Below are 12,421 nucleotides of genomic sequence, written 5' to 3'. Positions count from 1 at the left end.
TTAACCGCGAAAGATAAACAGACCCTAGTTATATTCGATTAATTGTTTGATGCAAACGTCGCCCAAATAGGCGCATGATCGGAAGGTTTTTCTATCGCCCTTAAAGGATAATCAATTCCCGCATCAACACATTTAGCCGCTAGGCTGGGCGTGGCTAAAATGACATCAATTCTTAGCCCGCGGTTATCATCAAACCCTCGTGAACGATAGTCAAACCAAGAAAATTGATTTTCAACGGTAGGATGCAGCTGACGAAACGTGTCTTCAAACCCCCAGTTGAGCAAGCGTGCTAACCATTCGCGTTCCTCGGGTTGGAAAGAGCACTTACCCGTTTTCAACCAGCGTTTACGGTTGGCTTCACCGATACCGATATCTAAGTCGAGAGGGCTGATGTTGATATCTCCCATCACAATAAGCTGTTCATCTGGAGTATGAGATTCGGTTAAATAATGCATTAAATCGCGGTAAAACTGACGCTTATAAGGAAACTTGGTCTCATGGGCGATATTATCTCCTTGGGGGAAATAACCATTTAATACGGTGAATGGCTTTTCTTGGTCATCCAAAAAAGTGGCCATAATCATCCGTTTTTGATGGTCATCAGTATCGGTTGGGAAACCTTTCATCACTTTGATCGGCTGATGTTTACAGAGCAGAGCAACGCCATAGTGGGCTTTTTGCCCATGAAAATAAACGTGATAACCCATAGCTTTAACATCCTCAATCGGAAAGGCCTCATTATGGACTTTGATTTCCTGTAGACCGATGATATCGGGTTGATGTTTATCAATTATGGCTTGAAGTTGATGGAGTCTTGCTCTTAATCCATTGATATTAAAGCTAATTACTTTCATTTCTTATCCCTTTTGACGCGTTGTTATTCACCGGCTGTATTTTTTTATGCTGTCTATAGTACGTATTTAACTGCTTGAGACAACCTATGATGGGGTCGAGTTATGACTGAGGAGGGGACACCGATTGTGCCAACTGAGTTTCCAAATCTTGTTTAACTAGCTCAATCGCCTTAAGAGCAACCGTTAAGTCAACTTGATTCGATTCGAGTAGATAAATAAGATCAACCGCTAATTTCACTTCATCAGGGGCATCACTGAGTGGAGGATGGTTCATGGATCAAATACTCTTAGTTACGGGGATCAATAAGAAGCTGGGCTTCGATAGCCGCTTTTGCTTGCTGACAGCGGATCAATCGCTGTTTTGCAACCGTTAAGGCTTGTAATCTTGAAGTATGATAACGAGCTGGCGCATGGTCAAATTCATACTGTTTATTCAGGACTAATTGTCGCAGTCGTTGCTCCCATTCTTGGTGCTTGACGAATTGGTGCTGGAGCGCTTCCTTGGAGAGCGGATCAGTGAAATCATCACCCATTTTAAATCTCTTCGACTCAGCATATAGCGTATCTAACCCATGAGTGATGACCCGATGTAGCGCTTCTATTTGAGCAAATAAATGCTCGGTAAGGTGCGCTATCTGGTTGGTGTTGGTGGTCGACATTTTGGTTTGAGTCAAGTGCTGCAGTCTGGTTAAGTTTTGTTGTGTTTCTTGAACGCAAGCGGCAAGTTGACGACGATCTGCGTTAAATAAGTGAGGGTCAAACCAAGCTTGGCTGTCGATGTTTTCCTGTTGATCGATGATCTGAGCTTGCTGATTCCACTGCTCAAGTTGTGCCATCAGTTGAGACAAACGTTGCTTCATAGTCCAATAAACCAAGCGTCATAGGCTAACTTAACCGCTAACACACTAACGACGAACACAAAGACAGGGCGAATGAATTTCCCACCAAAGCGGATCGCTGAATGAGCACCGACAAAAGCGCCGACCATGAGACACATCCCCATGGTTAGTCCCAGTATCCAGTCGATATGACCCAAAATAGCAAAGGTTATCAATGAGGTAAAATTACTGGTAAAGTTCATGGCCTTACCTAAGCCAGAAGCAAGTAAAATATTGAGACGATATAACGCCATTGAGCTGACGGTCCAAAATGCGCCCGTTCCTGGGCCGGCTAAGCCATCATAAAATCCAAGGATAAAGCCTTGCGTATACTGTTTTCGGTGCGTTCGCGTACAGGTGTCAGGCAAATGAGTGTCGCTAGTGTGGGGTGTTTTGTGCCATATGGTATAAATAGCCGCGGCCAAGATGATCAGCGGTAAGACCTTTTGTAACCACTCGGTACTGATGGCATCCACAGCATAGGTGCCGATCACCGCACCAATAAAAGTCGCAATAAACGTTCTTTTCCAAAAACGGGGTGTAAATAGAGCTTTACGATAGTAAGTCACCGCCGCCGTAGAAGAGGCAAAGGTTGCGGCTAGCTTATTAGTGCCAAGCGCAATATGAGGTGGTAACCCTAAGGAGAGAAGTGTTGGTACGGTCAGCATTCCGCCTCCGCCAGCAACAGCATCAATAAATCCAGCGACAAAGGCAACGATCGCAAGAATAAAAAACGTGGTTGGTTCAACAAGTTCCATGAATGGTTCGGTCCTAATCATAACGGTAAAACGGATCGCAACGCATCACGGTCGCTAGCCACTTAAGCGGTTTTCAGCCTCTATGGTACTCCGATGATAGAAAGATTAACCAATCAACAGGCGAGTCACCGAGAAAATAAGCGGTAATCCTAAAAGCTAGCCGCGTATAATAGCAATATTTAATAATCAAGCCTATTCAATGCAACGTTTAAACGGTGGAAGAGAGTCGAGTAACGATTTGCCATAGCGCTTAGAGACTATCCGACGATCAAGCATCACGACTCTACCAGAGTCTTGTTCTTGACGCAGTAAACGTCCAACCGATTGAATCAATTTTTTGCTGGCTTCCGGTACACTAATTTGTAAAAACGGATTACCGCCTCGTTGCTGAATATATTCTGCATGAGCTTGCTCGACCGGTGAGCTTGGCACGGCAAAGGGGATTTTGGTAATAATTAAATTTTCTAATAATTTACCGGGCAAATCTAACCCTTCCGAAAAGCTACCTGTACCAAAAAGAATGCTGGTTTTTCCACATTGAATCAGCATCTTATGCTGGTTTAAAATCTCTTTTCTCGACTTTTCGCCTTGTCGCTGTAAAGACCAACCGTTTTTAATGCATTGAGTATGCACTTTCTCTGCGACTTCTTTCATTTGCCAGTAAGAAGCAAATAGAACTAAATTCGCTTTATTGGGTTGAATATATTCGATCACTTTCTCAGCAAGATATCCGGTATATTGCGGTGCTTGTGGTTCATACTCCATTTTGGGAATCAGCAACTCAGCTTGATTGTGATAGTCAAAAGGTGAAGCAAGTGCTAAAAATCGGACACCATCCTCATTTTTTTCACTGATCCCAGCTTGGCGACAAAAAAACTGAAATGAATTGAGTGCTCGGAGTGTTGCGGAGACGAGGACAGCGCCGACACAGCGGCTCCATATTTGTTGATCAAGTTGCCAACCGATTTCCAGCGGTGAAATATTAACGAAATAATCGTTTTCTCGTTCAGTGCTCACTTGCAGCCAGCGCGCCAGCGGAGCGCCTTTTTCTCGGTTTGGTTGCGCCATCAAGTGCCACACCTGTGCAAGGTTTTCTAGTCTCTGTAAATAAAATCCTAGCTCTGATAATGCCGGATCACCTAATCTTGCTGCTATCGTGCCATCTTTAACGGCTTCGGCAATTAAATCGGCAGTTTTGCCGACCGCTTGATTCAGTTTTTGGCTGGCTTTTTTTAGTTCTTGTGCTTGGGTTGCTAACCACTCCGGCAATTCCCCATGTTCAAAACGATAAACCCCTTCGTCAAAGGCGGAGGCTTCAAATTGATTTGGGAGTCGATTCAGAGCAGGGATCAATTGTTGTAGCGCATCTTGAGCCTCACGATGAAAGCGAGACGCACGCTTTTCGTCGCTCAAAGCGATAAATTTTGCTAACGATTGGTTGAGTTTTTCTAACCAAGTTACTGAGCCCTTCATGGCCGCAGAAGCCGCAGCATGATCGCGTGCGACCTGCGGAAGGTGGTGAGCTTCATCAAAAACATAGATGGTATTTTCTGGCTCAGGAAGAATAACGCCACCACCGAGATCGGCATCTGCCATGACCAGACTGTGATTGGCAATGATGACATCTGCTTTGTCGAGTTCTGCCCGCGCGTTTTGAAATGGGCAGTTTCGATGAGCGGTAAAACTTCCGTTACAACTATGTTTATCACTAACAATCATATGCCAAATTGAATCACTGATAGGCGTTGGCCAAGCATCTCGATCGCCATCCCATTTCCCACTTAGTAATTGTTGATAAAGTGCTTGTAGCAGTTCAATATCCTGAATATCAGGCTTGTCAGTAAACATCGCGAGTTGGCCACCATCAACGCCACTGGCTGAGGCAAGCTTTTCGGTGCAGCAATAACGTTGGCGTCCTTTGGCTAAGAGAAAAGAAAAATTTTGGTCGGTGATCCGTCGATAAAGCGGGAGATCTTTTTGTACCAATTGCTCTTGTAGTGCAACGGTTGCGGTAGAAATGACCACTTTACGTTGGTTGAGTATCGCGACGGGAATACTGGCCATCAAATAAGAAAGTGATTTACCGATCCCAGTGCCTGCTTCTGCCACAATCATGCGTGTGGAGGGGTGATAGCGACCACAGAGGGTGTGGGTGATTTCAGCCACGAGGTAGTTCTGTGCCCGGCGTGGAATAAAGTTATCTAACTGACTTTGTAAATTGTGATAACTCGTACGGATGGATTGTTGGATTTTTGTTGTGAGCATAGCGAGACCTAAACAGCAGAGCCGCGATAGTAACATAATTTGTGACGACAGCCAGTTGCTGTTCATTGATCTTCACTCGGCTACGTTCCTTTACCTGTTAAACACTTTTACCGGTTAAACGATGGCGGGATAACTGACTTTCGATCCCCAGTTACTTAAAATAGTATGCTTTTGAATCAATTCTAGATCTTGCTCACAAAAAAAAACTGAACCTTTATGCGCATGCCATTAAAGTGATATCCATCGAATATAAATTCTTAATTTTGTTTTAAAACAGAAATTATATTCTACATCAATGTCTTATTTTTAATAGTATTGGTGTTTAATATTGAAATGTTAATTTTGTTTACATTTATTAATCATGACCTTTTTGGTTAGAAGTTGCTCGAAAGAAAGTGAAATTTATATGTAAGTTTTTGTTTATTAAGTTTTTATGTTGTTTTTATAAATATTTTTTTGCACATTTGACATGTAGCATATTCTTTTGCAATCTTAAGTGCGAATTTAGTGGCGATGGTAACTAGCCGCAGAGCTAGCCAACCATCATCTAAAACAAAGGGAACCGAAATGGAATTCCCATCTAAGAAAAGGCAGTGGATTAATATGAAAAAGACTCTAGTAGCACTACTGGTTGCTTCAGCAGCAACATCAGTCAATGCAGCAGAAGTATTTAAAGCGGATGACGTATCCGTTGATTTTTATGGTCAACTTCGTCAAAGCGTTAAGTTTACTGATGAAAGCAATACTGATGCAAAAATTGATCAAGGTTCTTCACGTGTTGGTGTTAACGTTGTCTACAATGCAGTTGAAGAAGGCTTAGATGTCATTGGTAAAGTAGAATATCGTGTCGATGAAGACTGGGAACTTCGTCAGCATTATATTGGCATGAGTACAGAATACGGCGTGATGACCTATGGTAAACATTCACCGCTTTATGATGATGTTTATGGCGCAATTTACGCTTATGAATATGACTTGGCACCATATCGTGGTGGGCTAGATAACAATTTCTGGCAAAGCAGTGCGATCAAATACCAATTGGAACTTGGTAAAAGCTGGGTAAAAGCTCAGTACAACCTAGCTGAGAATAACGAGAATGCTGAGTTGTTCGAACTGTACGTTGGTAGTTCTTATGATGCTCTTTCTTTACACATTGGTGGTGCATCAATGTCTGATAAAACAGCCGGTGATATCGACTCAACTTATTTTGAAGCCACGGCGGAATATGCGCTGACTGATAAAGGCGTGGTTGGTATTACTTACGCATACAATAAAGATAAAAATAAAGTCAACAGCACAAAAGAGGAATCTGATGGTTTCCACCTTGGTGCAAAATACAAAGTGGCGAGCAAAACGTCACTGTACGGCGGTGCTCAGTTTATCAATGGTAAAAAAGAAGCGGCTGACATCACTAACCTATACCTAGGTGCAGAGTATATGTTTGCTAAGTGGGCACGTACTTACGTTGAATACAACTTCAATGATACTGACGGTCAAGATGATGTTAACAATCTTGCTATCGGTGCTCGTGTATACTGGTAATCTAGCGATTTATCGTTAAAGATAAGCTCGGCGCTGCCGAGCTTTTTTTATGGGAGATGGATGAGGTGGAGGTCATGATGAAACATATCATAAAGGGATTATTGGTCGGAGTCGTTCTCACGGCAACAGTACAAGCTAAAGTGCAACTGACGGTACCAGAGGAGATCAGTTTAGCGGTGGTAAATTTAGAAAAACCGCAGATGAAAGGCAGTTTTCTAAGCAGTCACAAAACGGTTGAGCTGCCGGATGGGGTCAATCAAATCGCGTTTCGCTATGCAAAACCTTTTGTAAATCGCGATACGGTGGATAATGTGTATAGTGATTTGGTGGTGCTACGTTTTAATGCGACTGATCAAACCTTAACTTTTCAAATGCCTAACTATCGTAACGCCCAGCAAGCCAAGAAAGAGATCGCTCATTTTGAATGGCAGTTGATTGACCTTGATAATCAAAAACCGGTTGAGCAGGTGAGTGACGTTGTTCCTCTTAGCGGTTTTGTACTTGGACAAAATTTTGTTGATGATATTGTGACATACAATAAACAAGCGGGAAAAGCAGCCATTACGATGAGCTATTTAACCATCGATAACTCATTAGAGAAGCCTTCAGTAAACTCCCATAACCCCGCTCCCGCTTCCTCCGATGCGTTATTAGATGATCTGCAAGCTCTCTATTTAAAAGCGGATAAAGAACAACGCAAAGCCTTCCGTAAGTGGATGATCGATCAAGAATAATCATTCTGCTCTTGGCGAGTTAGCGATGGATGATTTAGCCGCAACATTTTTTAAATTTCTTACCGCTACCACAGCGACAAGGATCGTTGCGGCCAATTTTATTTTGTTGAGGAAATGTACCATCAATATAGAACCATTGATGGTTGTCGCGCACAAAGCGAGATTGTTCTTCAAGACAGTATGTCTGTTGTCCTGCACGATAAAAAGCTTTGAAATGCACAAAGCCTTCATGTTCGTCGCGTCCTGGCCAAGTCTTTAGAATCTCTAACTTTTGCCACTGGCTATTCATTGAATCTTCAAGCTCCTTGCGCTGTTGATCAGCCAGACACGATGGGTGGTAAGTATTAATAATAAAATCAATGAGTCCCAATACATGGGCACTATATCGAGCTCGCATTAGCTGCTCTGGTTTGTGTGCTTGAGCGGGCTCACTATGAATAGGCTGGCAACAATTGTCATATTCTTTACCGCTGCCACAGTAACAAGTTGTCATAGCTGTCATCCAATAAAAAAAGAGTTAGCGAGTGTAAGTGGATGTTGTGATGGCGTCTAGGGGGTAATATTTAATAAATCCGCAGTCCAGCTGATCGCTTCGTCATAACTATAAGCGACATCGGACTCCGTCAGCTTGAGCTGCTTGGTCAGTTGAGCAACCTGAGACCATTCGGCTTTTTCATGCGCTTTGGCGAGTTTGAGAAGTTGTCCTAGTAGCCCATCGCCGTTTAATAATGCTTGCTTAACCGTATCTTCGATGGGCATGTCGTTAATGATCTCGTCAAGCGGTTGATCGAGTAGGCTGTCCAATAATGAGAACATCCCGGTTAAAAACGCATTGCCTGACGTCTGTGTTCCGTTGATTTTTTGATAAAGTTGCTCACAATACCGAGCGCGTTGAATAGATAAACCATATAACGAATCAGGTTTATCTCGATGAGTCGATGCGATCGCTACCAAAGAGATAAAACGACGTAATCGTTCTTCCCCTAGGTAGACTAATGCTTGTTTAAACGATTGTATTTTTGTGCTGACCAGGGCAGAGGCGTTGACAAAGGTGAGTAATTTATAAGAAAGCGTAAGATCTTTTGCCACCAGTTGTTCTAACACCTGATAATCAATCTCTTCTTTTGCTATTTCTTTGCATAATTGAATAATGGTTATAAAAGAAGGTTCTAGTGCTTTACGCTGGATTAATTCAGGTTTACTAAAAAAATAACCTTGAAAATAAACGAATCCGGCTTGCTTTGCTTGTTCAAACTCCTCATACGTTTCTACTTTTTCAGCGAGAAATTGAATATGAGAACCGCGGAGTTTGTGCATGAAAAATCGCGCTTTTTCTATCGGGAACAGGCGAATATCGAATTTAATGATGGAAACATAAGGAAGGAAAGCTTGCCAAGCTCGGTTTGGAATAAAATCATCAAGGGCAATTTTATAACCAAGTTGGGATAATTGTTTTATCGCATCAAGTAACGCTTCCGTTGGTGGGCAGTCTTCAAGGATTTCAACCACCAAATTGTCACATGGAAACAGGGTTGGAACAAGGTTGAGTAGGCTTTGATAAGGAAAATTAACAAATCCCAAATAGGGCCCTAATACATTGTAATGCGTCGACCAGCAGTGATCGGAAAGTAGTCGACTGGTAGCAAGTTCAGGGTCAATATCGGGGAAGCGATTTTGTGGACCATCTCTGAACAATAATTCGTAGCCGATCGTTTTTTTATCGCGATCTAAAATAGGTTGCCGTGCAATGTAGGAGTTTTTCATAAACCCGCTCTTCTTGGAGTGATTGTTATTCTTAACACCATGCATGTACCACTATGAATGATTTTTAAGCCGATTGCTGTGAGTACATTCAAAGAAAGTTTAGCGCATTTATTCGAATGGTCGCGACTCCAATGCATACCCTTGTGGAGCATAACGCAAGATCGAGCCTTGACTGTACCAATCACCGAGTACAATACGTGTTTTATGGCCTAGCTGAGGCAAATGATGGATGGCAGGGCGGTGCGTGTGTCCATGAATCATGATATCGACATGATGATGATTAAGTACCTGAATCACTTCGCTGGGGGTTACATCCATTATTTCCATCGCTTTTTGTTGCTTATCGTGACGGATATCTGACTGAACGCGTTGCACAATACGTTTTTTAATCGCATAAGGTAAACGATTAAATACCCATTGTAGCCAAGGTTTATGAACTTTTTCACGAAATGCTAAATAACGCACATCTTCAGTACACAGGGTATCACCATGCAGTATCACAACAGGAGTACCATAAAGGTGGATGACGGTTTCTTGAGCTAATAAAACAATACCGGTTTCCTTCGCAAAACGCTGACCAATAAGAAAATCTCGATTGCCATGAACAAAAAAACAAGCGACTCCGGCGGCAGTGAGTTGCTGAAATTCCGCTTTGATCTGTTGGGCAAAAGGCGTCGGGTCATCATCACCAATCCAAAAATCAAACAAATCTCCGAGGACATAAAGTGCGTCGGCATCTCGAGCTTCAGTGCGCATAAAATGAGTAAAGCATTGAGTGATATCAGGACGAGCCGGTGACAGGTGAAGATCTGAAATAAATAAAGTATGCATAAAAATTAGTGGAGTGCTCAATGCACTCCATCCGTCGGTAATTTGATTGGCGAGCTTAGTCTTCGATGGTGGTACTGGTAATGATCACTTCATCAAGGGGAACGTCTTGATGCATGCCATAAGATCCAGTACTAACGCCTTTGATTTTATTGACCACATCCATGCCTTCAACGACTTCTGCAAATACACAGTATCCCCAGCCGTCACGACTTTCGGATTTAAAATCAAGGAAAGTATTGTCATTTACATTAATAAAAAACTGTGAGCTAGCAGAATGAGGATCCATCGTTCTTGCCATAGCAAGAGTACTTGTTTTATTGCTTAACCCATTATTGGCTTCATTACGAATAGGCGCACGAGTCGCTTTTTCACGTAGACCCGAAGTCATACCACCACCTTGGATCATAAAACCGTCGATAACACGATGGAATAAGGTATTGTCGTAAAAACCATCACGGCAGTATTGTAAAAAGTTTGCGCTGGTTTCTGGTGCTTGCTCTTCGTTAAGCTGAATTTTGATGTCACCAAAATTAGTATGCAGCGTGATCATGTGTATTACCTTTGCTTGTTTTGTGTGAATGACAGATTTTAGCTTAACTTTTTGTGCATTCAAAACACCAAATGGATGACCTAGCGATAATAGAGTTGTTATACTCTAAAACTATTTTGGGATTAACGGTAAATTAGATAGAGATCATGTTGAAAATTTATAACTCACTCACAAGACAAAAAGAGGAATTTAAACCCATTACAGCCGGAAAAGTCGGCATGTATGTCTGTGGCGTCACCATATACGATCTCTGTCATATCGGTCATGGTCGTACGTTTGTTTCTTTCGATGTGGTGGCTCGTTACTTACGTTATTTAGGGTATGACCTTACCTTTGTACGTAATATCACCGACATTGACGACAAAATTATTAAACGTGCCGCTGAAAACCAGGAATCCTGTGAAGCGTTAACGGAGCGCTTAATTCAAGAAATGTATACTGATTTTGATGCATTAAACATCCAACGCCCTGATGTTGAGCCTCGAGCCACCGGATACATCGATGAGATTATCGCCCTTGTCGAGCGTCTTATTGAGCGCGGATTTGCTTATGTTGCAGACAATGGCGATGTGATGTTTGAAGTGAGTAAATTTGCACAGTATGGTCAACTTTCTAAGCAAGATCTCGCTCAACTTCAAGCAGGAGCTCGAGTTGATATCGAGATCGCCAAACGCAGTCCTTTAGATTTTGTATTATGGAAGATGTCCAAACCGGGTGAACCGACCTGGGAGTCTCCATGGGGATCTGGACGTCCTGGGTGGCATATCGAGTGCTCGGCAATGAATTCTGCTATTTTGGGTGAACATTTTGACATTCATGGGGGGGGCTCAGATCTTCAATTCCCTCACCATGAAAATGAAATTGCACAATCTTGCTGTGCTCATGAGACTCAATACGTGAATACGTGGATGCATAGCGGCATGGTGATGGTAGATAAAGAAAAAATGTCTAAATCACTGGGTAATTTCTTTACCATTCGAGATGTATTACAGCACTATGATCCAGAAACCGTACGGTATTTCTTGATGTCGGGTCATTACCGTAGCCAGCTTAACTACAGTGAAGAGAATCTTACTCAAGCTCGTGCTTCTTTAGAGCGTCTATATACTGCGCTTCGTGGCTTAGATAAGACGGTTCCTGCAGCAGGTGGTGAAGAGTACGTTAGCCGTTTTACCTCGGCGATGAACGACGACTTTAATACACCAGAAGCGTACTCTGTGTTATTTGATATGGCCCGTGAAATTAACCGATTGAAAAATGAAGATCATCTTAAAGCGAGTGCGCTAGGATCATTAATGCGTGAGTTAGCGGATGTGATCGGTATCTTGTATCAAGATCCAGAGCACTTTATGCAAGGAGAAGCCGAAAGCCAAGAGCAGGTCGAACAGATTGAAGCCTTAATCAAGTTACGCAATGATTCTCGTGCGACCAAAGATTGGGCCAATGCCGATCTGGCACGAGATAAACTGAATGAATTAGGTATTATCTTGGAAGACGGCCCTAACGGTACCACTTGGCGACGTAAGTAATTGGTTCTCCGGGACGTTATTATAAACAGCGAGGTGAATGCCTCGCTGTTATCTTTCTAATCATCAAAAAGATAACGAGACGCTGTAACTAGGAATCAACGATGTCAATTATTTTGGGGATTGATCCAGGATCGCGAATTACCGGCTATGGGGTGATCCGACAACAAGGGAGGCATCTCATCTACTTAGGCAGTGGTTGTATCCGAACGTCTGATCAGGCGTTACCGCTACGATTAAAACAGATTTATGCGGGGGTGAGCGAGATCATCACTCAGTTTCAACCGGATGTCTTTGCCATTGAACAGGTGTTTATGGCGAGAAATGCTGATTCAGCATTAAAGCTCGGACAAGCACGAGGCTGTGCCATTGTGGCTGCGGTCAATGCCGAGTTACCGGTTCATGAATATGCGGCAAGGTTAATTAAGCAAGCGGTGGTTGGAACTGGGGGAGCGGATAAATCTCAGGTTCAGCATATGGTACAGCAGATCTTAAAATTACCTGCGAGGCCTCAGGCTGATGCAGCAGATGCTTTAGGCGTCGCGATTTGCCACGCCAATACCAACAACACCTTGATTGCATTGGCAGGGCAAGCAACCAGTGCTCGTCGTGGTCGTTATAGGTAACGCTGATATTGTTGGTATGACGCACAGAGTTTTACTGGCTATCCATCCAGTTCTTTATTATCATCCTTGCCATTAAGTTTGACATACAAACAA

At 42.8% G+C, this 12,421-nt stretch carries 13 protein-coding genes; 4 read left to right on the top strand and 9 right to left on the bottom strand.

What is annotated here, in order from left to right:
* Window positions 1-38: 38 nt before the first annotated feature.
* From xthA to dinG, 5 genes are all read right to left on the bottom strand, one after another.
* On the bottom strand, window positions 39-854 hold the full coding sequence (xthA, locus tag CAG57_RS04210) for an exodeoxyribonuclease III (RefSeq protein ID WP_161428532.1): 816 nt from the start codon (window positions 852-854) through the stop codon (window positions 39-41).
* Window positions 855-954: 100 nt separating this feature from the next.
* A complete protein-coding gene (locus tag CAG57_RS04205) occupies window positions 955-1,128 on the bottom strand; it encodes a DUF2496 domain-containing protein (RefSeq protein ID WP_161428531.1) in 174 nt (57 codons plus the stop codon).
* 13 nt (window positions 1,129-1,141) lie between these two features.
* A complete protein-coding gene (gene priC / locus CAG57_RS04200; protein WP_161428530.1) occupies window positions 1,142-1,714 on the bottom strand; it encodes a primosomal replication protein PriC in 573 nt (190 codons plus the stop codon).
* Window positions 1,711-2,490, bottom strand: a complete 780-nt coding sequence (locus CAG57_RS04195) for a sulfite exporter TauE/SafE family protein (protein WP_099612192.1) — start codon at window positions 2,488-2,490, stop codon at window positions 1,711-1,713. The genes priC and CAG57_RS04195 overlap by 4 nt, the downstream gene beginning before the upstream one ends.
* Before the next feature lie 192 nt (window positions 2,491-2,682).
* A complete protein-coding gene (dinG, locus tag CAG57_RS04190) occupies window positions 2,683-4,791 on the bottom strand; it encodes an ATP-dependent DNA helicase DinG (RefSeq protein WP_202598368.1) in 2,109 nt (702 codons plus the stop codon).
* Window positions 4,792-5,358: 567 nt separating this feature from the next.
* Between dinG and CAG57_RS04185 the strand changes: the two genes are divergently transcribed.
* Together CAG57_RS04185 and CAG57_RS04180 are read left to right on the top strand one after the other, a co-directional pair.
* Window positions 5,359-6,297: a porin gene (locus tag CAG57_RS04185; RefSeq protein ID WP_161426816.1), complete on the top strand. Its 939-nt coding sequence runs from the start codon at window positions 5,359-5,361 to the stop codon at window positions 6,295-6,297.
* 74 nt (window positions 6,298-6,371) lie between these two features.
* Window positions 6,372-7,031, top strand: a complete 660-nt coding sequence (locus CAG57_RS04180) for a DUF2057 family protein (protein ID WP_157928708.1) — start codon at window positions 6,372-6,374, stop codon at window positions 7,029-7,031.
* Between the two features lie 34 nt (window positions 7,032-7,065).
* On the opposite strand, the gene CAG57_RS04175 is transcribed toward CAG57_RS04180, so the two are convergent.
* The 4 genes from CAG57_RS04175 to CAG57_RS04160 form a co-directional block, all read right to left on the bottom strand.
* A complete protein-coding gene (locus CAG57_RS04175) occupies window positions 7,066-7,524 on the bottom strand; it encodes a YchJ family protein (RefSeq protein WP_161426815.1) in 459 nt (152 codons plus the stop codon).
* A gap of 56 nt (window positions 7,525-7,580) precedes the next feature.
* The gene (locus tag CAG57_RS04170; RefSeq protein ID WP_161434058.1) at window positions 7,581-8,795 is read right to left on the bottom strand and encodes an EAL and HDOD domain-containing protein; all 1,215 of its coding nucleotides are present in this window, start codon (window positions 8,793-8,795) and stop codon (window positions 7,581-7,583) included.
* A 108-nt stretch (window positions 8,796-8,903) separates the two neighbouring features.
* Window positions 8,904-9,626, bottom strand: a complete 723-nt coding sequence (lpxH, locus tag CAG57_RS04165) for a UDP-2,3-diacylglucosamine diphosphatase (protein WP_099612197.1) — start codon at window positions 9,624-9,626, stop codon at window positions 8,904-8,906.
* 55 nt (window positions 9,627-9,681) lie between these two features.
* A complete protein-coding gene (locus CAG57_RS04160; protein WP_161427822.1) occupies window positions 9,682-10,176 on the bottom strand; it encodes a peptidylprolyl isomerase in 495 nt (164 codons plus the stop codon).
* Window positions 10,177-10,322: 146 nt separating this feature from the next.
* Here CAG57_RS04160 and cysS point away from each other — a divergent pair, with 146 nt between their 5' ends.
* The gene (gene cysS, locus CAG57_RS04155) at window positions 10,323-11,705 is read left to right on the top strand and encodes a cysteine--tRNA ligase (RefSeq protein ID WP_161427821.1); all 1,383 of its coding nucleotides are present in this window, start codon (window positions 10,323-10,325) and stop codon (window positions 11,703-11,705) included.
* 101 nt (window positions 11,706-11,806) lie between these two features.
* Window positions 11,807-12,328 (top strand): crossover junction endodeoxyribonuclease RuvC, encoded by a 522-nt coding sequence (gene ruvC, locus CAG57_RS04150; protein ID WP_161427820.1) that lies wholly within the window; start codon window positions 11,807-11,809, stop codon window positions 12,326-12,328.
* Window positions 12,329-12,421 lie beyond the last annotated feature (93 nt).

Source organism: Vibrio sp. V30_P3S12P165 (genome assembly GCF_009904905.1).
GTDB classification, from domain to species: domain Bacteria; phylum Pseudomonadota; class Gammaproteobacteria; order Enterobacterales; family Vibrionaceae; genus Vibrio; species Vibrio fujianensis.
The sequence above is the reverse complement of the archived record's forward strand: the minus strand, read 5'-3'. Positions and strand labels throughout refer to the sequence as shown.

Coding starts and splice junctions, on each gene's coding strand:
- priC (WP_161428530.1), bottom strand. CDS start 1,714: ATGAAGCAACGTTTGTCTCAACTGATGGCACAACTTGAGCAGTGGAAT.
- cysS (WP_161427821.1), top strand. CDS start 10,323: ATGTTGAAAATTTATAACTCACTCACAAGACAAAAAGAGGAATTTAAA.
- CAG57_RS04175 (WP_161426815.1), bottom strand. CDS start 7,524: ATGACAACTTGTTACTGTGGCAGCGGTAAAGAATATGACAATTGTTGC.
- lpxH (WP_099612197.1), bottom strand. CDS start 9,626: ATGCATACTTTATTTATTTCAGATCTTCACCTGTCACCGGCTCGTCCT.
- dinG (WP_202598368.1), bottom strand. CDS start 4,791: ATGTTACTATCGCGGCTCTGCTGTTTAGGTCTCGCTATGCTCACAACA.
- CAG57_RS04205 (WP_161428531.1), bottom strand. CDS start 1,128: ATGAACCATCCTCCACTCAGTGATGCCCCTGATGAAGTGAAATTAGCG.
- CAG57_RS04180 (WP_157928708.1), top strand. CDS start 6,372: ATGATGAAACATATCATAAAGGGATTATTGGTCGGAGTCGTTCTCACG.
- ruvC (WP_161427820.1), top strand. CDS start 11,807: ATGTCAATTATTTTGGGGATTGATCCAGGATCGCGAATTACCGGCTAT.
- xthA (WP_161428532.1), bottom strand. CDS start 854: ATGAAAGTAATTAGCTTTAATATCAATGGATTAAGAGCAAGACTCCAT.
- CAG57_RS04195 (WP_099612192.1), bottom strand. CDS start 2,490: ATGGAACTTGTTGAACCAACCACGTTTTTTATTCTTGCGATCGTTGCC.
- CAG57_RS04185 (WP_161426816.1), top strand. CDS start 5,359: ATGAAAAAGACTCTAGTAGCACTACTGGTTGCTTCAGCAGCAACATCA.
- CAG57_RS04160 (WP_161427822.1), bottom strand. CDS start 10,176: ATGATCACGCTGCATACTAATTTTGGTGACATCAAAATTCAGCTTAAC.
- CAG57_RS04170 (WP_161434058.1), bottom strand. CDS start 8,795: ATGAAAAACTCCTACATTGCACGGCAACCTATTTTAGATCGCGATAAA.